23 protein-coding genes are annotated in these 24,140 nt (G+C 62.6%); 11 read left to right on the top strand and 12 right to left on the bottom strand.

Going from position 1 to position 24,140, the window contains the following annotated elements; translation table 11 throughout:
* Positions 1–11: 11 nt before the first annotated feature.
* On the top strand, positions 12–911 hold the full coding sequence (gene ypfJ, locus ABIE35_RS07010) for a KPN_02809 family neutral zinc metallopeptidase (protein ID WP_354513538.1): 900 nt from the start codon (positions 12–14) through the stop codon (positions 909–911).
* Positions 912–1,000: 89 nt separating this feature from the next.
* Here the strand turns inward: ypfJ and ABIE35_RS07015 are convergent, their stop codons facing one another.
* Genes ABIE35_RS07015 through ABIE35_RS07040 form a run of 6 tightly spaced genes read right to left on the bottom strand, consistent with a single transcriptional unit; the run spans position 1,001 to position 6,155 of the window.
* Positions 1,001–1,333, bottom strand: a complete 333-nt coding sequence (locus ABIE35_RS07015) for a metal-sulfur cluster assembly factor (protein ID WP_089595078.1) — start codon at positions 1,331–1,333, stop codon at positions 1,001–1,003.
* 13 nt (positions 1,334–1,346) lie between these two features.
* Positions 1,347–2,132 (bottom strand): Fe-S cluster assembly ATPase SufC, encoded by a 786-nt coding sequence (gene sufC, locus ABIE35_RS07020; protein WP_089595077.1) that lies wholly within the window; start codon positions 2,130–2,132, stop codon positions 1,347–1,349.
* A 44-nt stretch (positions 2,133–2,176) separates the two neighbouring features.
* A complete protein-coding gene (locus ABIE35_RS07025) occupies positions 2,177–2,533 on the bottom strand; it encodes a non-heme iron oxygenase ferredoxin subunit (RefSeq protein ID WP_089595076.1) in 357 nt (118 codons plus the stop codon).
* 21 nt (positions 2,534–2,554) lie between these two features.
* Entirely contained in the window at positions 2,555–3,868 is a 1,314-nt protein-coding gene (gene sufD, locus ABIE35_RS07030) for a Fe-S cluster assembly protein SufD (protein WP_354513541.1), read from the bottom strand.
* Positions 3,869–3,870: 2 nt separating this feature from the next.
* On the bottom strand, positions 3,871–5,334 hold the full coding sequence (sufB, locus tag ABIE35_RS07035; protein WP_011774792.1) for a Fe-S cluster assembly protein SufB: 1,464 nt from the start codon (positions 5,332–5,334) through the stop codon (positions 3,871–3,873).
* Positions 5,334–6,155, bottom strand: a complete 822-nt coding sequence (locus ABIE35_RS07040; RefSeq protein WP_354513543.1) for a helix-turn-helix transcriptional regulator — start codon at positions 6,153–6,155, stop codon at positions 5,334–5,336. The genes sufB and ABIE35_RS07040 overlap by 1 nt, the downstream gene beginning before the upstream one ends.
* 109 nt (positions 6,156–6,264) lie before the next feature.
* Between ABIE35_RS07040 and ABIE35_RS07045 the strand changes: the two genes are divergently transcribed.
* Genes ABIE35_RS07045 through ABIE35_RS07055 form a run of 3 tightly spaced genes read left to right on the top strand, consistent with a single transcriptional unit; the run spans position 6,265 to position 8,983 of the window.
* Positions 6,265–7,230, top strand: a complete 966-nt coding sequence (locus tag ABIE35_RS07045) for an ABC transporter ATP-binding protein (protein ID WP_354513545.1) — start codon at positions 6,265–6,267, stop codon at positions 7,228–7,230.
* Positions 7,227–7,991, top strand: coding sequence for an ABC transporter permease (locus ABIE35_RS07050; protein WP_354513547.1), 765 nt, complete (start codon positions 7,227–7,229; stop codon positions 7,989–7,991). The genes ABIE35_RS07045 and ABIE35_RS07050 overlap by 4 nt, the downstream gene beginning before the upstream one ends.
* Positions 7,992–8,038: 47 nt before the next feature.
* Positions 8,039–8,983, top strand: coding sequence for a COX15/CtaA family protein (locus ABIE35_RS07055; RefSeq protein WP_354513549.1), 945 nt, complete (start codon positions 8,039–8,041; stop codon positions 8,981–8,983).
* 19 nt (positions 8,984–9,002) lie between these two features.
* Here ABIE35_RS07055 and ABIE35_RS07060 read toward each other — a convergent pair whose 3' ends face one another.
* Genes ABIE35_RS07060 through ABIE35_RS07075 form a run of 4 tightly spaced genes read right to left on the bottom strand, consistent with a single transcriptional unit; the run spans position 9,003 to position 13,411 of the window.
* Positions 9,003–10,970: an ABC transporter ATP-binding protein/permease gene (locus ABIE35_RS07060; protein ID WP_354513551.1), complete on the bottom strand. Its 1,968-nt coding sequence runs from the start codon at positions 10,968–10,970 to the stop codon at positions 9,003–9,005.
* On the bottom strand, positions 10,967–12,136 hold the full coding sequence (locus ABIE35_RS07065; RefSeq protein WP_354513553.1) for an efflux RND transporter periplasmic adaptor subunit: 1,170 nt from the start codon (positions 12,134–12,136) through the stop codon (positions 10,967–10,969). Before ABIE35_RS07065 ends, ABIE35_RS07060 begins: the two co-directional genes overlap by 4 nt.
* Entirely contained in the window at positions 12,123–13,028 is a 906-nt protein-coding gene (locus ABIE35_RS07070; RefSeq protein ID WP_354513555.1) for a hypothetical protein, read from the bottom strand. The genes ABIE35_RS07065 and ABIE35_RS07070 overlap by 14 nt, the downstream gene beginning before the upstream one ends.
* 2 nt (positions 13,029–13,030) lie before the next feature.
* Entirely contained in the window at positions 13,031–13,411 is a 381-nt protein-coding gene (locus tag ABIE35_RS07075; protein ID WP_089595066.1) for a peptidase inhibitor family I36 protein, read from the bottom strand.
* Between the two features lie 291 nt (positions 13,412–13,702).
* Between ABIE35_RS07075 and ABIE35_RS07080 the strand changes: the two genes are divergently transcribed.
* Positions 13,703–14,011 carry a hypothetical protein gene (locus tag ABIE35_RS07080; protein WP_354513557.1) on the top strand — a complete coding sequence of 103 codons (309 nt, stop codon included), beginning with the start codon at positions 13,703–13,705 and terminating at the stop codon, positions 14,009–14,011.
* Positions 14,012–14,099: 88 nt separating this feature from the next.
* Here the strand turns inward: ABIE35_RS07080 and ABIE35_RS07085 are convergent, their stop codons facing one another.
* A complete protein-coding gene (locus ABIE35_RS07085) occupies positions 14,100–15,062 on the bottom strand; it encodes a heme o synthase (protein ID WP_089595064.1) in 963 nt (320 codons plus the stop codon).
* A 428-nt stretch (positions 15,063–15,490) separates the two neighbouring features.
* Between ABIE35_RS07085 and tkt the strand changes: the two genes are divergently transcribed.
* Genes tkt through pgl form a run of 6 tightly spaced genes read left to right on the top strand, consistent with a single transcriptional unit; the run spans position 15,491 to position 23,726 of the window.
* Positions 15,491–17,617, top strand: a complete 2,127-nt coding sequence (gene tkt, locus ABIE35_RS07090) for a transketolase (RefSeq protein ID WP_354513559.1) — start codon at positions 15,491–15,493, stop codon at positions 17,615–17,617.
* Positions 17,618–17,651: 34 nt separating this feature from the next.
* Positions 17,652–18,770, top strand: a complete 1,119-nt coding sequence (tal, locus tag ABIE35_RS07095) for a transaldolase (RefSeq protein WP_354513561.1) — start codon at positions 17,652–17,654, stop codon at positions 18,768–18,770.
* A 6-nt stretch (positions 18,771–18,776) separates the two neighbouring features.
* Positions 18,777–20,408 carry a glucose-6-phosphate isomerase gene (locus ABIE35_RS07100; RefSeq protein WP_354513563.1) on the top strand — a complete coding sequence of 544 codons (1,632 nt, stop codon included), beginning with the start codon at positions 18,777–18,779 and terminating at the stop codon, positions 20,406–20,408.
* A gap of 15 nt (positions 20,409–20,423) precedes the next feature.
* On the top strand, positions 20,424–21,980 hold the full coding sequence (zwf, locus tag ABIE35_RS07105) for a glucose-6-phosphate dehydrogenase (RefSeq protein WP_354513565.1): 1,557 nt from the start codon (positions 20,424–20,426) through the stop codon (positions 21,978–21,980).
* Positions 21,977–22,918, top strand: a complete 942-nt coding sequence (locus ABIE35_RS07110; RefSeq protein WP_026540626.1) for a glucose-6-phosphate dehydrogenase assembly protein OpcA — start codon at positions 21,977–21,979, stop codon at positions 22,916–22,918. The genes zwf and ABIE35_RS07110 overlap by 4 nt, the downstream gene beginning before the upstream one ends.
* A complete protein-coding gene (gene pgl / locus ABIE35_RS07115) occupies positions 22,908–23,726 on the top strand; it encodes a 6-phosphogluconolactonase (RefSeq protein WP_354513567.1) in 819 nt (272 codons plus the stop codon). Before ABIE35_RS07110 ends, pgl begins: the two co-directional genes overlap by 11 nt.
* Here pgl and ABIE35_RS07120 read toward each other — a convergent pair.
* On the bottom strand, positions 23,679–24,074 hold the full coding sequence (locus tag ABIE35_RS07120) for an RNA polymerase-binding protein RbpA (protein ID WP_354513569.1): 396 nt from the start codon (positions 24,072–24,074) through the stop codon (positions 23,679–23,681). The two genes, pgl and ABIE35_RS07120, sit on opposite strands and share 48 nt — an antisense overlap.
* Between the last annotated feature and the right edge of the window lie 66 nt (positions 24,075–24,140).

Genomic DNA, 24,140 nt, shown 5'->3' on the forward strand with positions numbered 1-24,140 from the left:
ATTCTGACTGTATGAGTTTCAATGACGGCGCACAGCTTGACCCCTCCCAAGTGGAGGACCGACGTGGCAGTGGAATGGGCCGCGGGACCAAGATCGGCGGTGGCATTGGTGGCGGGATCGTGGTGCTGCTGCTGGCTCTCTTCGGCATAAACCCGAACATCCTGGGCGACCTGACAGGCAGCGGAACCCAGCCGCCCGCCGTCGAAGGTGGCGGCGCCGGAGGTGTCCAGGAATGCCAGACAGGTGCTGACGCGGACAAACGCTTGGACTGCCGGATCACCGGAACGGTGAACAGCCTGAACGCTTTCTGGCCTGACTACCTTGCCGACTACAACGTCCAGTATCCACGGCCCAAGACCGTCATTTTCAGCGAAGCCACCAACACCGGCTGCGGTGCAGCTACCAGTGCCGTGGGCCCCTTCTACTGCCCGGCCGACACCACGGCCTACTTTGACCCGGGCTTCTTTGATGAACTGGTGACCCGCTTTGGTTCCTCCGGAGGACCGCTGGCACAAGAGTACGTCGTGGCTCACGAGTTCGGACACCATGTCCAGAATGTCCTCGGAAACCTGGATCAGGCACAGCAGGATCCCCAAGGTCCGCAGTCGGGTGCCGTCAGGGTGGAACTGCAGGCTGATTGCTATGCGGGTTTGTGGGTCAGGCATGCGACGACGCAAACGGACGCCAGCGGCAAACCCTTCCTTGATCCCCTGACCCAACAGGATCTGCAGGATGCGCTCTCCGCTGCTTCCGCGGTTGGCGATGACCGCATCCAGGAGGCTGCTACGGGCCGCGTCTCTCCTGAGTCATGGACCCACGGCTCCAGTGAGCAGCGGCAGAAATGGTTCTATCAGGGGTACACCACGGGCGACATCAACAAATGCGACACGTTTGGTGTAGCTGCGCCCTAGTGCAGTGGGCTAACGACAAAGGAAGGGTTCCGGGCCAGTGGCCCGGAACCCTTCCTTTTACCCGCTGCAAGCGAGCGTAAAACTGCTGATCAGATGTTGAAGCCGAGGGCCCGCATCTGGTCCTTGCCGTCATCGGTGATCCGCTCAGGACCCCATGGCGGCATCCATACCCAGTTCAGGCGCCAATCATCAACCACGCCGTCAAGGGACTTGCCTACCTGCTCTTCAAGCACGTCCGTCAGCGGGCAAGCCGCAGTGGTCAGTGTCATGTCGATCAGGAGTGCGCCGTCGTCGTCGGAGTACTTCAGTCCGTAAAGAAGGCCCAAGTCCACAATGTTGACCCCAAGTTCGGGGTCAATGACGTCCTTGAGCGCTTCCTCGACGTCCTCGAGGCTGGTGCGCGCCGTGTTGATTTCGGTCATGGAACGATCCTAACTAGGCCTGTACGGCAGGAGCAACGGCAACGCCGGCGCCTGGGGCGTAGCGGTCGTAGCCCTCGTCTTCAAGACGGTCGGCGAGCTCGGGGCCGCCCTCTTCGACAACCTTGCCGTCGACGAACACGTGAACGAAGTCCGGCTTGATATAGCGCAGGATGCGGGTGTAGTGCGTAATGAGCAGGGTGCCCATGTTGCCCTCTTCATGAGCGCGGTTAACGCCCTCGGAGACAACCTTCAAGGCGTCAACGTCAAGGCCGGAGTCGGTCTCGTCAAGAATGGCGAACTTCGGCTTGAAGAGTTCGAGCTGAAGGATCTCAACACGCTTCTTCTCACCACCGGAGAAGCCTTCGTTGACGTTGCGCTGTGCGAAGTCGGCGTCGATACGGAGCTGCTGCATGGCAGCCTTGACGTCCTTGGTCCACGTGCGCAGGGCCGGTGCTTCGCCGTCGATTGCAGTCTTGGCGGTCCGCAGGAAGTTGGTCATGGTGACACCGGGAACCTCTACCGGGTATTGCATGGCCAGGAAGACGCCTGCGCGGGCGCGCTCGTCGACGCTCATTTCCAACACATTTTCGCCATCCAGCGTGATGGTGCCGCTGGTGACGTTGTAGCGCGGGTGCCCGGCGATGGTGGAGGCGAGAGTGGACTTGCCCGAGCCGTTGGGGCCCATGATGGCGTGCGTCTCACCGGTCTTAATGGTGAGGCTGACGCCCTTAAGGATCTCCTTGGTGCCCTGCTCCGTCTCGATGCTGACGTGCAGGTCCTTGATTTCAAGAGTTGACATGCTCTTCTTTCTTTTCCGTTCGTAAGTCTGGCGGTACTGGGCGCTCAGTAGTGATCTACCGAGGCGCCGTTCACAACGTTGGTCACGTCCACATACACGTCGTCTCCGTCGATGGTGACGGCGAAAACAGGGACGGGGTCATAAGCAGGCAGCTGGAGCGGCTGTCCGCTGCGGAGGTCAAACTGGGATCCGTGGCCCCAGCACTCGATCGCGCAGCCTTCAACCTCACCCTCGGACAACGAGATGTCCGCGTGCGAGCAAGTATCGGCGATGGCGTGGATCTCGCCCATCGAGTCCTTGACGATGGCTACGGGGTAGTCATCAATCAGGACGCGCAGCGCTTGCTTGACCTGGATGTCATTGGCGTTGCATACCAGTTCGCCCTTGGTTTCTTCACTCATTGTTGCTCTGCCTGGCCTGTCTTAGTTGTCGGTCGCGGCGAGTTCGCGCTCAACAGCTGCGGTCAGGCGATCTTCGATTGCCGGAACCTTGATCTGCTGGATGATCTCGTTGAGGAAGCCTCGGACCACCAGTCGGCGGGCAACCTTCTCAGGGATGCCGCGGGCCATGAGGTAGAACAGGTGTTCGTCGTCGAAACGGCCGGTGGCACTGGCGTGGCCGGCACCCTCGATCAACCCGGTTTCGATTTCGAGGTTGGGGACGGAATCGGCGCGGGCACCGTCCGTGAGGACCAGGTTGCGGTTGGCCTCGTACGTGTCCGTGCCTTCTGCTTCCTTGCGGATCAGGACATCGCCAACCCACACGCTGTGGGCGTTGCGGCCCTGGAGGGCGCCCTTGTAGAGAACGCGCGACTTGCAGTTGGCCACCGCGTGGTCAACGAACAGGCGCTGCTCAAGGTGCTGTCCGGCGTCGGCGAAGTACAAGCCGAACATTTCGACGTCGGCACCGGGAGCCGTGAAGCGCGTGGACGGCGTGACGCGAACGAGGTCGCCGCCAAGGCTGACCACGATGTGCTTGAACTTGGCATCGCGGCCGATCTCTGCCTGCTGCGACGACGCGTGCACAGCGTTGTCTGCCCATTCCTGCAAGGAGACAACGGTCAGTTCAGCACCGTCTTCAACGATGATCTCCACGTTCTCGGAGACAATCGCGGTGCCCTGGTGGTCCAGGACCACAACGGCTTTGGAGAAGCGTTCCGCCACAATCACGATGTGCTGGGCAGACGGTTCCTCGCCGGCGCCGGTGATCAGGACCGAAACTTCACTCTCGGCCTGCAGCTCGGCGGGCACGGTGATGACGGTTGCCTCGGCGAAGTTCTCCCAGGCGTTGGCGGACACAAGGTCCTCCGGGATGGCTGCCTGGCCGATGCGCTGGTCATCGCGGCCAACGGTTTCAACAACGACGCCGGCGGGCGCGGTAACGCTGACAGCCGGGGCTGCGCCGTTGAGGACGTCGGTGTGAAGGCCACGAAGCCGCTTCAGCGGGGTGAAGCGCCAGTCTTCCTCAAGTCCGTTAAGCGGCTTGAAGTCTGCCAGCTTGTAGGACGTGAGGCGGCCGGCACGCGAGCTGTCCGGGATGCCTACGCCGCCACCATGCGAGTGGCTCTTGGCCGAAGCGCCGGCCAGCGGACCAGCGGAAGGCTGCTCCGACGTCGTGCTGGTGTTCGTACCGGTGTTCACGGGCGAAAGGTTCTCGCCTTCCTCGGTGAAGCCGTTGATAAACGGCTGGGCCGAGGGCGCGCCGATGCGCGCCTTTTCAGTAGTGATATCAGTCATTGTTAACCGACGGACCCTTCCATCTGCAGTTCAATCAAGCGGTTCAGCTCAAGGGCGTATTCCATGGGCAGTTCACGGGCAATCGGCTCAATGAAGCCGCGCACGATCATGGCCATGGCCTCGTCTTCAGGCATGCCGCGGGACATCAGATAGAAGAGCTGCTCTTCGCTGACGCGGGAAACGGTGGCCTCGTGGCCCATGACAACGTCATCCTCACGGATGTCGATGTACGGGTACGTGTCCGAGCGGGAAATGGTGTCCACCAGGAGGGCGTCACAACGGACCGTGTTGGCCGAGTGCTTGGCGCCCTCGCGAACCTGGACCAAGCCGCGGTATGCAGCACGGCCACCGCCGCGGGCCACGGATTTGGAAATGATCGAGCTCTTGGTGTTCGGTGCGATGTGCACCATCTTGGAGCCGGTGTCCTGGTGCTGGCCTTCGCCGGCGAAAGCGATGGAGAGGGTTTCACCCTTGGCATGCTCGCCCACGAGGTAAACGGCCGGGTACTTCATGGTCACCTTGGAACCGATGTTGCCATCGATCCACTCCATGGTGGCGCCCTCTTCGCAGATGGCGCGCTTGGTGACGAGGTTGTACACGTTGGTGGACCAGTTCTGGATGGTCGTGTAGCGGACGCGGGCGCCCTTCTTCACGATGATCTCCACAACGGCCGAGTGCAGGGAATCCGAGGTGTAGATCGGAGCCGTGCAGCCCTCGATGTAGTGAACGTAAGAGTCCTCATCGGCGATGATCAGCGTGCGCTCGAACTGGCCCATGTTTTCGGTGTTGATACGGAAGTAGGCCTGGAGCGGGATGTCCACGTGCACGCCCTTGGGCACATACACGAAGGAACCGCCGGACCATACGGCCGTGTTCAGCGATGCGAACTTGTTGTCGCCCACCGGAATGATGGTGCCGAAGTATTCCTGGAAGATCTCCGGGTGCTCGCGCAGTGCGGTGTCCGTGTCCAGGAAGATGACGCCTTGGGCTTCAAGGTCCTCACGGATCTGGTGGTAGACCACCTCTGACTCGTACTGGGCAGCGACGCCCGAGACGAGGCGGCTGCGCTCAGCTTCCGGAATGCCCAGCTTCTCGTAGGTGTTCCGGATGTCTTCCGGAAGATCTTCCCACGTTGCTGCCTGCTTCTCGGTGGAACGCACAAAATACTTGATGTTGTCGAAGTCGATGCCGGAGAGGTCTGCACCCCAGGTAGGCATGGGCTTGCGGTCGAAGTACTTCAGGCCCTTAAGCCGCAGATCGAGCATCCATTCGGGCTCGTTCTTCTTCGAGGAGATGTCGCGGACAACCTCCTCGTTGAGGCCACGACGGGCGTTTGCGCCTACGTCGTTCTTGTCGGCCCAGCCGTACTCGTAGTTTCCGATACCGTGCAGTTCGGGATTCTTCTCCAGAATCTCCGAGATCACAGTGCCGTCAGCTACCGCTTTCTCTGCTATTTGGTCCGTCATCACGGCCTTTCTTGCTGGTTGTTTGATTCCTGGTACGGGTTCCCGGACTGCTCTGCGGCATCTGGGGATGCCGTGGCAACCGGGCGCCCGGTAGGTATATGGGTGGTGCAGACGTGGCCGCCTTGCGCGAGCGTGGAGAGGCGCCGGACATCGACGCCCACCAAACGCGAGAAGACGTTGGTCTCGGTGTCGCAAAACACTGGAAACTCCGCGGCGAGCCGCTGGATGGGGCAATGACCCTGGCACAACTGAACACTGGATAGCGCAGCAGGCAACGGGGCCTTGGCCTCAATGGAGTGCGCCGAAGCAACGAAGCGGTCGCGGCTGAGGGCTTTGGAGAGTGCCATGGCCCGGGCGGTGATGTCATCTCCGGCGGCGTCGACCTCGGGGGCGTAGCGCCGTTCCATGTCGGAGAAGCGCTCCTCCGCGTACTCACGGACTGCGTCTTCGCCGGCGAGTTCCTGGAGGCGGCGGAGCGCCGAACTGGCGATGTTCAGGTAGTCGTCGCCGAGGGTGGACTGCCCTTGGGAACTTAGGACGTAGCGGCGTGCGGGACGTCCAGCTCCGGAGCCGGCCTTGGCCACGCGCTTGACCTCTATGACGCCGCTTCGCTCCAAATGGTCAAGGTGGCGGCGGACCGCAGCCGGTGTGAAGCCGAGGAGGTCGCCGAGTTCCGCGGCGCTCACCGGACCGTTCTCAAGGACTGCGCTCAGCACCCGGTCCCTTGTGCGGTCATCCGCGTCCGGCAGCGCAGGCGGGGCAACGAATGCCCCTGCCGCTGCAGCATGCCGTGGTGAGGGCATGGAAGTTGGACTGCTCATGGAATACACAACACAATCATGTCGTAATTTGTTTCATGCATCCAGTAAGGCAAGACTGACCTCAGTCGCCCGCCAAGTGTGACCGTACTACTTCACGTAGAATACTCTGGTGCGCTCACCCGAATCCCCTGTCCTCACCATAGACGGACTCATTAAGGATGTAGGCCCTCTGGCTTCCCTTGACGGCAAAATGCTCCGGGTGGTCAGCGGACTGTCCCTTGTGGCGGAGCGCGGCCAGGTGACCGCCCTCCTCGGCGCCAATGGTGCCGGCAAGACCACCACCCTTGAATGCGCGCAAGGACTGCAGAAGAGGACCGGTGGGAGTATCTCTCTCCTTGGTGCGGACCCTGATGCGGCAGGCGCCGACTTGAGGTCCCGCGTAGGCGTCATGCTCCAGGACGGCGGGCTGCCGCCGTCGGCCCGTCCCATCCCACTGTTGCGGCACGTTGCCGGCATGTACCAAAACCCCATGGATGTTGACGCGCTGGTGGAACGGCTGGGAATCGGCCAATTCAGCAGGACCAGCGTGCGCAGGTTGTCCGGCGGCCAAAAGCAACGCCTCGCTCTGGCGGCTGCCTTGGTGGGAAACCCGGAGATCCTGTTCCTCGATGAGCCCAGCGCGGGGCTGGATCCGCAATCGCGCCAGATGGTTTTTGACCTGATCGCCGAACTTCGGGACGCCGGCATGGGTATCGTCCTGACCACCCACCTGATGGACGACGCCGAGCGCCTGGCCGACTACGTCTACATCATCGACGGCGGCCACAACGTGGTGGAGGGAACCGTCGCGGAACTGCTTCGACATGACCACGCCACGGATTCTGCCATCACGGACCGCACGCTCTACTTCGATGCGCCGGGCGGACTCGACTTTGCCGGCGCCTTGGGGCCGGGTCTCCAGCTGACCGAGACACGCTCGGGAAGCTACTCCATCACCGGTGCGATCACACCGAAAGACCTTGCGGCGCTGACTGCCTGGTGGGCGGAACGAAACATCATGCCGGCCTCACTTCGGCTGGAAGCCCGTAGCCTTGAAGACGTGTTCCTGGACATTTCCGGAAGGGACCTCCGATGAGCAAGCTCCTCTCTCCCAACGCAGGACCCGCATCGCTGCCGCGCCGTATCATGCAGCAGGGACGCTATGAGACCATCGCCATGCTGCGGAACGGCGAACAGTTGATCCTTGCCATCGTCCTGCCATTGATGGCTTTGGTTGGGCTCGTAGTGACTCCCCTCCTGGATGGCCTGGGGGGATCACGTGTGGACGTTGCCACGCCGGGCATCCTTGCTCTTTGCGCGATGTCCACCGCCTTCACCGGGCAAGGCATTGCTACTGGATTCGACCGTCGCTATGGAGTCCTCCGGTTCCTGTCCACCACACCCCTGGGCAGGGGTGGGCTCATTGCCGGCAAGATCCTTGCCGTGCTGGTGGTTCTTTTCCTGCAGGTAGTGGTGGTCGGCACCATTGCAGCCTTCCTGGGGTGGCAGCCCCGGCCCGAGGCCTGGCTCCCCGGGTTCGGACTGCTGGTTCTTGGCGCCGCTGCCTTCACTGCCCTGGGGCTGCTGGTAGCGGGCACGGTCCGTCCGGAGGCAACGCTGGCCATCACCAACCTGCTGTGGATCCTGCTGGGTGCGCTGGGCGGAATCGTGGTCCCGTCCGAACGACTTCCCGGCTTGCTCCAGGGCATCGTCCATTTCCTGCCGTCGGGTGCGCTGGGCCAAGCGCTCCGCGACGCTTTCCTCACGGGTGCCGTTCCATTTACAGCGGTCCTTGTCCTTTTGCTGTGGACGGTACTTGCCGGCGCTGCAGCCATCCGCTGGTTCAAGTGGAACTAATCCAACCGGGCACCAACAACAATGCAGAACTGAGAAGTGAGAAAACTGTGAGCACGGCATCGCGCCTTCCCAAAACCATTCAGCGGTTCGCCTCCAAGTTGCCTACCGAGGTAAACAAGGCCGTTCGCCGTCTGGCTTTGTTTTCACTCATTGGGCAGACGGTCCTCGTGGTGACCGGAGGTGCCGTCCGCCTTACCGCTTCCGGGCTGGGCTGCCCCACGTGGCCGCGATGCACCGATGACTCGCTGGTCAATACACCGGAAATGGGCATCCATGGGTTCATCGAATTCGGGAACCGCCTGCTGACCTTCGCCCTGGCAGCCGTTGCCGCACTCATGCTGGTGTACTTGTGGAACCTCCGCAAGGAACGCCGCGATCTTTTCCTGCTGGCACTGGGTCTTTTGGCGAGCATCCCGGCCCAGGCCATCATCGGAGGAATCACGGTTCTCTCCGGCCTTAACCCTTGGGTTGTTGGCCTTCACTTCCTTGTTTCCATGGCTCTGGTGGTCTTCGCCACACTGTTGGTCAACCGGGCTTACGGCCGCACCGGCAAGTTCATGAACCGCATCTTGCCTGTACTTCCTGCTGTTACCCGGCCGCTCACCATTGCCGTTGCAGTCTTCTCGGCGCTGTCCGTCATGCTCGGGGTAGTGGTCACGGGGGCCGGTCCGCACGCAGGTGATGCCGATGCCCCCCGCAACAACCTTGACTGGGACCTCTTCTCCCACATCCACGCCGTTCCCGCGTACCTGATCACGGCCGGCACTCTGTTCGCCCTCTACCTGGTGTTCCGTCACAAGATTGGCGGTCCGTTCCGGACGGCGACGTTCCTTCTCCTGGGGGTGACGCTGCTGCAGGCCGTCATCGGCTTTACCCAGTACTACAACGGCATTCCGGCTCTCCTGGTCGGTGCGCACATGTTCGGGGCAGCCGTCCTCATGAGTGCCGCCACCAATGCCGCCGACCTTGCGAAGCACAGCCCGGTCCAATAACCGTTCTCCTGCGCCTCTCCTAGGCCCGGATCAGGTGCGCCGGGTTGGACCGCATGGCCAGTATTGCCGGATATACGGCCGACAGCGTACCGCTGGCAAGTCCAGCCCCCATGCCCCACATCGATGCGTACCAAGGAATCACTGCAGCCCAGCCTTCACTGGATGCGTAAGCCAGGACGGCGCCCATTCCGGCGGCTGCGCCTGCTGCCCCGCCCAATGCTCCCACCACGGCACCTTCGGTGAGGAACATCGAGGCCAGCACTCCGCGTCGCATGCCCAGGGCCAGTCGCAGTGCAATCTCGCTTGATCGAGCCAGCACGCCCAAGTACATGGTGGTTCCGGCGCTGAGGCAGGCCATGGCGAGCAGGATGACGGAGACAATGGCCACCAGCCTGCCGAGGTCCGTATTGATCCCCTGTTTGAGCTCCCGAAGGTCGGCCACCGTCTGTACTTCCACGGTCCCGGGTTCGGCAGGGTTGAGTGCTTTTGGCAGGGCCTCTGCTATGGCTGCCGGCATCCCCGGACTCGTCCGAAGGACCAGGCTGGCTGACACGTTGCTGGTCAAAGCGTAAGACCCAACACCCACCATCACCGCTGATGGCAGTACTGGGTCACGGCCCGGCTCGTCAACGATCCCCACCACCGGGACCGCCTGGCCATACAGCCACACCACGACGCCGGGACCTGGCTTGGCGATTCCCAACTCTTGGGCGGCACCCTGGCCCAGGATGGCGACAGGCCCTCCAAATGAGTGATCCAGCAAGGCAGCGTCACCATAGGACACGGTTGCCCCTTGGAGTCGAAGGTACGCTGAGTCGATGATCCGGACGGCTCCGTTGAAAGCGGGTTGTTCAGGAAAGGATGCGGGCCGGAAGGTTGATGGCTGCACCACCGACGACGAGAGCTCGGCGACGACTCCGGCATCGTGCACGCCGGAGAGTCTCACGGATGCCTTGAGATCGCTGGTGACGGCTTCCCATGATGAATAACCAGCCTCGCGTGTCACCCTGACTTCATCGCTGGCGGCTGTGTCGATCCGGGCGGACACCTTCACGGAAGCGCTCTCGCTCAGTCCAATGGCCGCTACCAACCCTCCACTGCCAAGGAGGAATGCCATGATCAGCAAAAGGGCCTTGGACGGACGAACCGTCAGCGCAGAAAGCGCGTCGGCAACGACGTCAATGGCTTCGTGGCGCCGGCGCCGAGCGAAGGTGGGCTCATTGCTTCCCGGACCTGCAACTGATGTTTCGGGAAGGGTATTGGCGCCCCCGCTGTGGCCTGAGTCCTTGACGATCGCTCCGTCGCGCATCGTGATAATCCGGTCCGCGGCGGCCGCAATGTCCGGATCGTGGGTCACCATGGCCACCGTGGTACCGGCATCACTCAGTCCACGCAGATGGCGGATGACGATTTTTCCATTCTCTGTGTCCAAGCTGCCTGTGGGCTCGTCCGCGAGGACTACCTTCGGTGCTCCGATCACTGCCCTGGCGATGGCCAGGCGTTGCCGTTCTCCCCCGGACAAGACTGACGCTGGGGTCGCTGCCCTATGCCCAAGCCCAAACTTGTGAAGAGCAGGCATGGCCAGTTGTTTTTGAACCGCAAACCCGATGCCTCGTGCACGTAGCCCCAACACAGCGTTGCGGGCGGCGGCGTCCCGGCCCACCATATGTGATTCCTGGAAGACGAGGCCAAATACTTCGGCCCGTCGATCGGCCCGCTGCCTCTCGTCAAACTGGGCGACGTCCGTACCCCTGATGCGATATGTGCCTGATGTTGGTGTGTCCAGCAGGCCCAGGACGTTGAGGAGCGTGGACTTTCCCGAACCGGAGGGACCCACTATCGCGACGAACTCCCCCTCGTGAATATCGAGATCCACGTCCACCAGTGCCTTCGTTCCGGGAAATCCCCGGTTTACGCCTCGCAGGCTAAGGACAGGCATGGGCCGTTCAGGCCCTGCTGATTCGTGCGTGTGCACCAGTGCGCTCATTGGAGCTTCACCTGATCCCCAACAACCAGGCCGTCCACATCAGCGATCGCCGCCCAACCATCGGCCTGTGCGGTGACCTTCACCTCAAGGCGGCGAGGCTCGTCGTTCCCCTCAATCAAGAGGTACGGTGTTCCACGATCCTGGCGAATCGCTATCAGCGGAACGGCGAGGGACTCTTCAGTAGCGCTGCCTGCAGTTACAGTGACTGATTGTTCTGCGGGGAATCCCGGCGACCCTGGGGGGATTGCCACCGTGATGTCTTTTCCAGGGATTTCGTTCGTGCTTGAGTCACCCTCCAGAAAGCCGCTGATATTCGCCACTGTAGTGTCCAGGACCGTTGAGCCGGCCCTGACCTTGACGGGCGTGCCCACCGCAAAACTCTCGGACTGGACAACGTCAGCCCGCGCAACTATCGAATCGTCGGCAACTCTTATGCGGGCTACGATCCCATCCTCTGCCAGCAGGGCCCCTGGGCCAGCCAGGGATGCAATTGTCCCAGTGTCGCCGGGGACCTGCACGAATTCCCGCCAACGGAACATGACGTCGGACGAGGCAGCCTTTGGTGCTGCCTTTCCAGCGTCCTCCTGAGGCAGTTGAGCGGGCGCGGTGGGGGCTTTGAACCCTGCGGCTTTGTACCACGATCGCAGTGCCTGTTGAGTATCCAGGTCAAAGGTTCCTGTTGTGGTGCATGCAAAACCAAACGTCGACAAAGCCGCTTGAAGGGCTATGACGTCAGGTCCCGACTCCCCATGGATGATGTCACGGTACAACGGCACACTGCTGGGCAGTATCAGCAAGGGCCTGCCGGAGACGACCGCCAGCAGTTCACCGGGCACGACGATGCTCCCAGCCTCTTTGGCCACCGCCGTCACCACCAGCCTGTCCACACCTTCGGCCGGGCTTGCCTGCAGTGCGGACTGGGCTCCTGCTATGACTTTTCCTGAAAGAACCACCTGTTTGGCCACCGCGCGGCGCTCCACCGTTGCCGAAACAGGAACCACCCCGGGCGCGGGTGGTACTGACTCCATCTCGGCCGTGCTGGAAGCCCCGGCCCAATAGGTAATGCCCAAACCTCCAAGGACAATGAGCACGGCGACAGGCATCAGCCACCATCGCGGAACACGCCGCATGCCGCGGCGAATCAGCATTGACTCAGGGTCTTGCATCAGCCACGCCATGGTCCCGCAGTATTTGTTTGGCTCGCTCCACGGCGGCCGTCTTCTCTTCTGCCAAGGCGTTCAGTTCGGCTTGGTGGTCCTTCATCTGTGCTGCCTGGTACTCAGCGAGAATGTCATAGGGTTTCCTGGCCCCGCCGCTGGCCTCTTTACAATCAAGGTCCAGCAAGGCGACTCGGATCTCGTCTTCCTTGGAGCCGCTCGATGACAGATTCCAGGAACCCTCCTCCGCGACCTTCAGGCCCTTGCCGGCCACACAGTCCTCCCAGCTCTTCCGGAAAGCAACGTAGTCGGAATCGTGTTCCGTCAGCGCCACGGCGTTACGGGTGATCCGGTGTGGGAGGGATGTGTCTCCGGCCAGCCCCTCCAGGAGTTCGGGCAAGCCTGCCCGCCCCACAGAGGTGGCGCACTTCGCTTCTTGCGCCTGGTGCCTGGCGCTGAGGGGTGGGCGCTCCGGTTGCTCGTCGAGCACCCCTGGCACCTCACGTATCTCCGGCATGGCACCGTTCCTGGCTGCCAAAGGACGGGACCATTGGCCAAACCTGTAGTCCTGCAGGGCCTTGCCTCCGCCGCCCCACGGCGCCACCGTGAACCCGGCGTCTTCCACACAGTCGTAGATGAGGAAGGCGACCGCCGAGTTTACGATCACGTTCTCACGGTCCGAGTACCAGTAGGAACTCATGGGAAGAATCACCTCGCCGCTCGCTTCGTTGAGGGACGCCTTGGCCCCGGTGCCGGCAGAGCGATCGATGGCGGGCAGGCTGGCGGCCATGGATTCAATGGGCGACGATGCCGGCGGGCCGGAACAAGCCGCGCCGGCCATCGCGATCCCTGCAAGCAACGCGGCGACCTTCACGGTGGAACGAAGAACGGGAGATTGCAAGGCTAACCCCAAATGCTTGAGATCTCGTCGTCCCAGTTCACACCGGCATACATTGACACACCCCGAAGATCGTTAACTGCGTTGCCACCACGGAAGATCACTGCATGCCCGGAGTAATTGAGGTCCCTGTAGAGATACACGTACGGCGATTGAACGTTCGCAGCCGGGCCTATGACGATGGAGCTGGCTTTATCGTTTGCCGCGTCGCCCACATACGATGCGACCCAGTTGTAGGTCCGCTGCGTTCCGGTGAACCAGTAGTTGTCGTAGAGGCAGACCCTGGCTGTGGAGCAGGCCGGCGCTGCTTGCGCCGCTGTCACTCCGGTCAAAACTGAAGCCGACGCGATGGTCACGATTCCTGCAGTACGGAGGAGCGCTTTCATTGTTTTCCCCAATGTTCGTGCGGTGTGGAACGGCTCTGTTCCATCTCGAACACTAGGGTGCGCACGGCACCACCTAGACGACTTTTCCGCAAACTAGGTGGCATTTGGGTAAGAAATAGGTGCCCGGAAGGGCGAAACTAGGTGCTGCCGTGAGAACTCTAGGTATAGAAGCGCGTCAAAGCCCTCCACTACCTCGAGCGCTACGGCCCGAAAGGAGCCGACCACCGATTACTTGGGCTTTGTGATGCAGGCGAGTCCAAAGTCATTGCCAGGGCACTCATGCGTGCTGGCATGGGATCCGGGCCACTGGAAGAGCGGGGATTCCAGGTTTGTGATGCCGACCTGGAGGATGAACTCATCCAATGCCTGGGAATCGACGCAGTCCTCGAGGTCATCGAGGCCCAGGGCGACTTGGCCTCGTTCAAGCTGCTCCAGCGCCAGCCCTCACTGCGGGACCGGTCCGTGGAAGGCCAATTACGGCGGTTCTTCGGGGGCCGGAGTGGCAACAAGATTCGCTACGCTCCCCTGCTGGTCTCTGCGCTGCCCGCTGACAAGGCACCTCCCCCGTTGGCTCACTTGGTTGCGTCTTTTGGGATGTGAGCGAGCGTCAGTGGTGTGAGGGAAAAGCGCGACGCCGGCACCCTGGCGGGCACCGGCGTCGAACGCTTTTGCTTGACGAGCTGTGGACCTAGCCGCCGACGATCGCTGAGCCAATGAACGGGTCAACGGCCAGTGCGATGAAGAGCAGCGTCAGGTAGCTGATGGATCCGTGGAAGACCTTCATGGCGCCCTTGTTGGACACGTCACCACCCTGTGCGCGCTTGTACAGGGCGTGGCTCTCGTAGAGGAACCAAGCGCCGGCGGCAACAGCGACGATCGTGTAAACCCAGCCTGCACCGCCAACGGGCACCATCAAGAGTGAGCAGGCGACCATGGCCCAGGCGTAGAGGACAACCTGTACCGATACCACCTTGGCGCCGGCGATGGCACCGAGCATGGGCACCTTGGCGTTGCGGTAATCCTCGCCGTAGCGCATGGACAGGGGCCAGTAGTGCGGGGGCGTCCACAGGAAGATCACCATGAAGAGCACGATTGCCGGCCACTCCACTGTGTTGGTGACAGCAGCCCAGGCGATCAGCACGGGGAAGCATCCGGCCGCTCCGCCCCACACGATGTTCTGGGCCGTGCGGCGCTTCAGGATCATGGTGTAAATGACCACATAAAAGACGATGGCACCGAGCCCGAGCCAGGCGGACAGAGGATTGGCGCCGAACCACAGGATGGCGATTGACGCTGCACCCAGGATCCAGGCGAAGACCAGGGCCTCGCGCGGCGTCACCTCACCCGTGACCAAGGGGCGCTTCTCGGTGCGGTGCATCAGTTTGTCGATGTCGCGGTCGATGTAGCAGTTGAAGACGCCGGCGCTGCCGGCTGCAAACGCTCCGCCGACGAGGGTGGCCAGGATCAGGCCGATGGAGGGGAAGCCGCGCTGGGCGAAGATCATGGTGGGCAGGGTGCTGACCAGGAGGAGTTCGATGACCCGGGGTTTGGTGAGTGCCAGATACGCCTTGAACTTACGGGAAATTCCGATGCTTCCCCGGGCCGGGGACGCGTTGAGGGGCGTATCAGTTGTGCTCACGGCGGCAGTCACTCTGTTCTATGCTCTGGGGTTCTCGCAACGGCTGCCGTCCCGGTCTTCGAAAGCTGACACGGGCGCATGAACCGCTGGTGGCCTCCAAATATCATACCGTGGCCGGAAGTGGCCCAATGTCCGCAAAATTCGCCAATGTTTCCGAATCTTCACTCCGCTTCCGGGCCATCGTGATTCATATAAGGGAATTTCTGTCCAGTTAGTGGGATTCCCTGAGTTCCTTGACACGTTTAGGGCTAAGCTGTTGAGCAGATCAGCACACGTTGACGATCCGGGAAACCGTATTCTCGGGAATCCGTGCGTCTGGATGAGAGATCAACGTTTCAATGGTGAACGGCTGGTAGACACATTGCAGCGGGCGCCATCCTGTGCTTCCTGCGTGCCGTGTCCATACGCCTGCCGTCAGCACAGAGAGGGGCTCGGTTTTCGTGCCACATTTGGAAGAGCAAGAACTGTCATGGACCGATCTGGACAAGAAGGCAGTTGACACCGTTCGCGTGTTGGCCGCAGACGCCGTCGAGAAGGTCGGCAACGGCCACCCGGGTACGGCGATGAGCTTGGCTCCGGCAGCATACTTGCTGTTCCAGAAGCTGATGCGTCATGACCCCAAGAACCCGGACTGGCTTGGCCGCGACCGGTTTGTCCTGTCCCCCGGCCACACGTCGTTGACCCTTTACATCCAGTTGTTCCTGTCCGGATACGGCCTGGAACTGAAGGACCTTGAGGCGCTCCGCACATGGGGTTCACTGACCCCCGGCCACCCCGAGTACAAGCACACCGCCGGCGTGGAAATCACCACCGGCCCGCTGGGCCAGGGCTTGGCCTCGGCTGTTGGTTTCGCGTACTCCCAGCGTCGCCAGCGCGGCCTGTTCGACGCCGATGCTCCCGCCGGCGAATCGCCGTTCGACCACACCATCTGGGTCATCGCCTCCGATGGCGATCTCCAGGAAGGCGTGACCTCCGAGGCGTCCTCGCTGGCCGGCCACCAGGAACTTGGCAACCTCGTAGTGATCTACGACGAGAACCACATCTCCATCGAAGACGACACCGACATCGCCTTCACCGAGGACGTCCTCAAGCGCTACGAGGCCTACGGCTGGCACACCCAGCGCGTTGACTGGACCAAGACCGGAGACTACGTCGAAGACGTCCAGGAACTCTACGCAGCACTGCTCGCTGCGAAGGCAGAGACGAACAAGCCGTCCATCATCTCGCTGCGCACCATCATCGGGTACCCGGCTCCGAAGAAGCAGAACACCGGCAAGATCCACGGTTCCGCCCTGGGTGCCGAGGAAGTCGCGGCTCTGAAGACCGTGCTCGGCTTCGATCCCGCCAAGTCCTTCGATGTTGACGAAGAAGTCCTGGCACACGCCCGCAAGGTCCTGGACCGCGGTGCAGAGGCCCGCGCTGCCTGGCAGCGCTCGTTCGAGGCATGGCAGTCCGCCAACCCGGACGCCGCTGCCCTGCTGGAACGCGTTGAAGCGAAGAAGCTCCCCGTGGGCATCGATGCTGCGCTTCCCGTGTTCGAAGCAGGCAAGGACGTTTCCACCCGCGCGGCTTCGGGCAAGGTCCTGAACGCCATCGGCCCGGTCCTGCCGGAGCTGTGGGGCGGTTCGGCCGACCTCGCGGAGTCCAACAACACCACCATCGAAGGCTCGCCGTCGTTCATCCCGACCTCACGCTCCACGGACGCCTGGAAGGGCAACCCCTACGGACGTGTACTGCACTTCGGTATCCGTGAGCACGCTGCCGCGTCGATCGTGAACGGCATTTCCCTGCACGGCCGCACCCGCGCTTTCTCCGGAACGTTCTTGATCTTCAGCGACTACCAGCGCCCGGCCATCCGCCTCGGGGCGCTGATGGGTGTTCCGTCCCTGTACGTATGGACGCACGACTCCATCGGCCTGGGCGAAGACGGCCCCACCCACCAGCCGGTGGAGCAGCTCGCCTCACTGCGCGCCATCCCGGGCCTGGACGTTGTCCGCCCCGGCGACGCGAACGAGGTCTCCGCGGCATGGAAGGTCATGCTGGAGAACCACGAGAACCCGGCCGGAATCGTCCTGACCCGTCAAAACATCCCCACCTACGCCCGCGGCGAAGGTGAAGCAACCGGTGACACGTTCGGTTCCACCGCAGGTGTTGCCAAGGGCGGCTACGTGCTGGCAGAAGCGTCCAAGGACGGCGAAACCGTTGATGCGCAGGTCATCCTGATCGGCACCGGCTCGGAAGTCCAGCTCGCCGTGCAGGCCCGCGAAGCCCTCCAGGCTGAAGGAATCGCCGCCCGTGTTGTGTCCATGCCCTGCGTTGAGTGGTTCAACAAGCAGGACGAGGCCTACCGCGAGTCGGTTCTCCCGGCATCCGTGAAGGCCCGCGTTTCCGTTGAAGCAGGCCTGGCTCTGGGCTGGCGCGAACTCGTCGGTGACGCCGGCCGCTCCATCTCCCTGGAACACTTCGGCGCCTCGGCAGACTACAAGCGGCTCTTCAACGAATTCGGCATCACCGCCGAAGCCGTCGCGGCCGCAGCCAAAGACTCCCTCGCAGACTCCAACGCATAACAGTCTGCTTCCCTCTCACAAGGAGAAAAAACACATGACCAGCACTCCCACGCAGCAGCTCTCCGACGCCGGCGTCTCCATCTGGCTCGATGACCTCTCCCGCACCCGCTTGGACACAGGCACCCTGCAGAAGCTCATCGACGAAAAGAACGTGGTTGGTGTGACCACCAACCCGTCCATCTTCCACGCCGCGATCACCGCCGGGACGGACTACGACGCCACCATCGCAGCGCAGGCTGCGGCTGGCGCCAGCGTCGAAGAGACCATCTTTGAAATCACCACAACTGATGTCGCAGACGCCTGCGATCTCTTTGCACCGGTAGCTGCCGCCACCAACGGCGTGGACGGCCGTGTTTCCATCGAGGTGGATCCCCGCCTTGCCTGGGACACCGCCGGCACCATCGCCGAGGCCAAGCACCTGTACGCCAAAGTCAACAAGGACAACGTCCACATCAAGATCCCCGCAACCCTGGAAGGCCTCGAAGCCATCACGGCTACCCTGGCCGAGGGCATCAGCGTCAACGTGACCCTGATCTTCTCCCTGGAGCGTTACCGCGCGGTCATCAACGCTTTCCAGTCCGGCCTTGAGCAGGCCAAGGAGAACGGCCACGACCTCTCCAAGATCCACTCCGTAGCTTCGTTCTTCGTGTCCCGCGTTGACTCCGAGATCGACAAGCGCCTCGACTCCGTCGGCACCGATGAAGCCAAGGCGCTCAAGGGCAAGGCCGGCGTCGCCAATGCACGCTTGGCCTACCAGGTCTACGAAGAGCTCTTCTCCACCGAGCGCTGGGCAGTGCTGGCAGAAGCCGGCGCGCTCCCGCAGCGTCCGCTGTGGGCCTCCACCGGCGTCAAGGACCCGGCCTACCCGGACACCCTCTACGTGACCGAACTCGTGGCAGCCGGAGTGGTCAACACCATGCCGGAGAAAACGCTGGATGCCACGTTTGACCACGGCGTCGTCACTGGTGACACCATCACCGGCACTTACGACGAGGCAAACGAAATCCTCAATGCTCTCGAAGCCCTCGGCGTTTCCTACAACGACGTTGTGACGTTGCTTGAGACCGAAGGCCTTGAGAAGTTCGTGGGCTCCTGGAAGGAACTCCTCGCCGACGTCGAAGGCGCCCTCGCCACCGCACGGAAGGCTTCCTAACCCACCATGAGCACAATCAGCTACGACGCCAGCGGTGCCGCGCAGCAGGCCATCGCCCAGCACATTGACAGCCTGGTCGAGGACAGGATCGCCACCCGGATTTTCGCCAAGGACCACACTCTGTGGGGTCCTGATGCGGAGTCCGAGTCCGCGATCCGTCTCGGCTGGGTAGAGGCCGCCACAGTGTCCCAGGCCTTGGTCGGCGACATTCTGGAACTTCGTGACGCCCTTCGCGCCGAAGGAGTTACCCGCATCGTCCTGTGTGGCATGGGTGGGTCTTCGCTGGCTCCCGAGGTCATTGCCGGCACTGCCGGCGTCGAGCTGACTGTGCTGGACAGCACTGATCCTGAACAGGTCAGTGCTGCCCTGGCGGAGCGGCTGGCGGAAACGGCAATCGTGGTTTCCTCCAAGTCCGGCTCCACCGTCGAGACCGACTCCCAGCGCCGTGTATTCGAGAAGGCGTTCAACGACGCCGGAATCGACGCTGAGAGCCGCATCATCATCGTTACCGATCCGGGCTCGCCCCTGGATAAGGCTTCGCGCGAGGCAGGCTATCGTGCGGTATTCAACGCCGACCCCAACGTGGGAGGCCGTTTCTCGGCACTGACTGCGTTCGGCCTGGTCCCTTGTGGGCTTGCCGGTGTGGACATCCAGGCCTTCCTGGATGAGGCAGAGGAAGCTGCGGAGATCCTCAACGAGGACTCCGCTGACAATATCGGCCTGGCACTGGGCATAGCTTTGGGTGGTACCAGCCCGCTGCGCAACAAGGTCGTCATCGCCGAAGACGGCTCAGGCATTGTTGGTTTCGCTGATTGGGCCGAACAGCTCATTGCGGAATCCACGGGCAAACTGGGCACGGGTGTCCTGCCTGTCGTTGCCGGCCCGGATTCTCCTGAGGCCCTGAACGGTGCCGACGACGTACTGGTGGTCCGGCTGGTCGGTGCGGATGCCGACGTCGAGCTTCGTGAGAACGAGGTAGCCATCGCCGGTGGCCTGGCCTCGCAGATGTTTGTCTGGGAGTTCGCAACCGCGGTGGCGGGTCGACTGCTGGGCATCAACCCGTTTGACCAGCCCGACGTCGAGGCCGCCAAGGTGGCAGCGCGCGGCCTGCTGGACGCCCGTCCCGAACCCACACCCGCCGCCTTCACGGACGGTGCTGTGGAAGTACGCGGAGGCGAATGGCTCGGTAACGCCTCAACGGTAAGCGAAGCTGTGCAGGCACTGCTCAGCCAGCTCGGCACGGATGGCTACTTGAGCGTCCAGGCCTACCTCGACCGTATTTCCCACGCACCCCTTGAAGGTATCCGCGATGAACTCGCAGCCGTCAGCGGGCGTCCCGTGACGTTCGGTTGGGGTCCGCGGTTCCTTCACTCCACGGGCCAGTTCCACAAGGGTGGACCGGCAATCGGAGTGTTCCTGCAGGTCACTGCAGCATCCTCGACCGATCTGGACATCCCGGAGCGGCCCTTCACTTTCGGCCAGCTCATTGCCGCCCAAGCCTCGGGCGACGCCCAGGTCCTTGAAGGCCATGGCCGCCCTGTATTGCGCCTGCACCTCACCGAACGTGCTGCCGGCGTGGCCCAACTCCAGGAAGTCGTCGCTGCGTTGGCCGACCAGGCCAGCGCACTCGAAAGCTAAGGCACAGAACCAAACATGCCAGAAACTGAAAACGGCAGGAAGAACGCTGGTCTGCGGAACCCTTTGCGGGATCCGAGGGACCGGCGCCTGAACCGCATCGCCGGGCCGTCGTCGTTGGTGTTCTTCGGAGTCACCGGCGACCTCGCCCGTAAGAAACTCATGCCGGCGGTCTATGACCTCGCCAACCGTGGTTTGTTGCCTCCCAGCTTCGCGCTGGTCGGTTTCGGCCGCCGTGACTGGGACAACGCTGACTTCGCGGCCGAGGTCAAGGAAAACGTCAAGGCCCATGCCCGGACCAAGTTCGATGAAGCGGTATGGGAGCAGTTGGCTTCGGGTATTCGCTTTGTCCGGGGTGAGTTCGACGACGACGACGCTTTTGAGCGCCTCGGCGATGTCCTTGATGAGCTGGATGAGACCCGCGGTACCCGCGGGAACCACGGATTCTACTTGTCGATCCCGCCCAAGGCCTTTGAGCAGGTCTGCCGCCAGCTGTCCAAGCACGGCCTCGCCCAGGCCAAGCCTGGCCAATGGCGCCGTGTGGTGATCGAGAAGCCGTTTGGGCATGACCTTGAGTCCGCCCGGCAGCTGAACGACATCGTCGAATCGGTGTTCCCGGCCGATGCCGTGTTCCGGATCGACCACTACCTTGGCAAGGAGACGGTGCAAAACATCCTGGCGTTGCGTTTCGCGAACCAGTTGTTCGAACCGCTCTGGAACGCCAACTACGTGGACCACGTCCAGATCACCATGGCCGAGGACATCGGCACTGGTGGGCGTGCAGGGTATTACGACGGCGTGGGTGCTGCCCGCGACGTCATCCAGAACCACCTGCTCCAGTTGCTGGCGTTGACGGCCATGGAGGAGCCCATTTCCTTCAATGCCGATGATTTGCGGGCGGAGAAGGAGAAGGTCCTCGCGGCAGTCAAGCTGCCCGATGACCTGTCCACCCATTCGGCGCGTGGTCAGTTCACCGGTGGTTGGCAGGGCGGCGAGGAAGTCCTCGGATATTTGGACGAGGACGGCATCCCTGCCGATTCGAAGACCGAAACGTTCGCTGCGATCCGGGTGGACATTAACACCCGCCGCTGGAATGGTGTGCCGTTCTACCTGCGCGCCGGTAAGCGCCTGGGCCGCCGCGTCACCGAAATTGCCGTGGTGTTCAAGCGTGCTCCGAACCTGTTGTTCCGCGACCATGGTGAGGACGACTTCGGTCAGAACGCCGTAGTGATCCGCGTCCAGCCCGACGAGGGCGCCACCATCCGTTTCGGTTCCAAGGTCCCGGGCACCCAGATGGAAGTCCGCGACGTCACCATGGACTTTGGCTACGGTCACTCCTTTACGGAGTCCAGCCCCGAAGCCTACGAACGACTCATCCTGGACGTACTCCTGGGCGAACCGCCGCTCTTCCCGCGCCACCAGGAAGTGGAGTTGTCCTGGAAGATCCTGGACCCCTTCGAGGAATACTGGGCCGGCCTGGACGAGCAACCGCAACCCTACGCACCCGGCAGTTGGGGGCCGGCGTCGGCCGCTGACCTGCTTGCCCGTGACGGACGAACCTGGAGAAGGCCATGATTGTAGATCTTCCCGATACCACCACCTCCAAAATCTCCAAGAAGATCATGTCGCTGCGTGAACAAGGCGGCGTCATCGCCTTGGGCCGTGTCCTGACCCTGGTGGTGGTGACCAAGTCCGGGCAGGAAGAAGAAGCCATTGAGGCCGCCAATGAAGCCAGCAGGGAACACCCCTGCCGGATCATTGTCCTGGCCGATGCCGGCGTTGAGGGTCCGGACCGTCTTGACGCGCAGATCAGGGTGGGCGGCGACGCCGGCGCGTCCGAAGTCATCGTCCTGCGCGGGCATGGGCACATGGCCCACGAATCCGAATCTCTCGTGGCCGCCCTGCTCCTGCCGGATGCCCCGATTGTGGCCTGGTGGCCACACGGAGCCCCGGAGAGTGCGTGCGAGACCTCGATTGGCCGCATCGCGCACCGGCGCATCACGGACTCGGCCAATGAACCTGACCCCCGCCTGGCGCTGGAGAACATCCGGGCAACGTACAAAGCCGGCGACACCGACCTCGCCTGGACGCGACTGACCAACTGGCGCATGCAACTCGCCGCTGTCTTCGACCAAGTTGACAGCGACCCCGTCTCGGCAGTGGCCGTAGAAGGTGCATCGGACTCTCCCAGCACCCTGCTGCTGGCCGCCTGGCTGAGCCTGGCGCTGGAGGCGCCCGTGACGATTGTGGCGGACCCCGCAGGTACCGGCATTCGGCGGGTCCGGCTGACCCGTGCAAGCGGCGACGTCCAGCTCTTCCGTCCCGGACTGTCCGTGGCGGAACTGACCCAGCCCGGACAGCCGGCACAGCGTATCACCCTCCCCCGGCGCAGCCTGAAAGATTGCCTCGCCGAAGAGCTCCGACGGCTCGACCCCGACGAAGTCTTCGGAGAAGTGATTACGATGGGACTGCCACTTACCAGCCAGAGGAGAGTCCAGACAAGTGCACGCTGAGCCAAGAGTTAGCATCCATCCCGACTCCAAGGTGTTGATGGCCGCCATCGCGGCACGCCTCATTACCAAGCTTGTGGATGTCCAGGACAAGCACGGCGAGGCCACGGTGGTCCTGACCGGCGGCACTGTCGGTATCGGAACCCTGAAGGCCGTGGCCGATTCAGCTGCAGCACCGGCCGTCGACTGGTCGAAAGTTAACTTTTGGTGGGGTGATGAACGCTTCGTTGCCGCCGACAGCGAGGACAGGAATACCCGTCAAGCGCACCAGGCCCTGCTGGCCCACCTGGATGTAGATCCTGCCAGGATCCACGAGCCTGGTTCGACGGACCAGTTTGCCACAGCTGACGAGGCCGCCTCTGCCTATGCCGAGGAACTCAAGGCAGCAGCCGAAGCCGAGCATGCAGCAGATATGTCTGATAAACGCTCCGACGAACCTGGCATCCTGCCACGCTTCGATGTCCTGCTTCTCGGTGTGGGCCCGGACGCCCACGTGGCGTCGCTCTTTCCCGAGCAGGCCGCCGTCCGTGAGAAGAAACGCACGGTGGTGGGAGTCGAGAACTCGCCCAAGCCGCCGTCGTCGCGCATATCCTTGACGTTGCCCGCCATAAACACCGCCCAGGAGATCTGGATGGTTGTTGCCGGCGAGGACAAGGCAGGAGCTGTTGGCCTGGCCTTGGCGGGTGCCAACCCTGTCCAGGTGCCCGCATCCGGCCCCGTTGGCCGTGCGCGGACCCTGTGGCTTATCGACGAGAATGCAGCGTCACGCGTCCCCCAGCAACTGGTCCGGAAGGACCCCGCGGGCGCGTAGCCGCTCCAACGCTCCAGTCAGGACAATTTCTGCGTCTTGGCTGGAGCGTCTCTCTTTAACGTAATCGAGATGGGACTTGAAGAGCTCATCCCCTGGCCGGGCCGTGGCCGGATGGCCAGGATCCCGTGAGGCCGGAAGACCGCACTTGGGGCAGTCCCAGTTACTGGGAATTTGATCGTCCGGCAGTTTAAGAAAAACAAGCCGCGTTTCGTGGCCCTTGGCGCACCAATAAGGAACCCGAATTCGCGGCAGCTGCACTCCCTCGCCATGGTCGCTTTGGTTTCTCGGAGTAGAACCCTGGGCCACACCAACGCGGGTGCCCCGATATCCTGGCGTGCCATGAACCATTTTCGAACCCCTAGCGACTCGGTGGTCGGCCGTCACGGCCTGTGGGCCTTTCGGCCAACACGGACA

The sequence above is a fragment of the Paenarthrobacter sp. 4246 genome, assembly GCF_040546855.1.
In the GTDB taxonomy this organism is placed as follows: Bacteria; Actinomycetota; Actinomycetes; order Actinomycetales; family Micrococcaceae; genus Arthrobacter.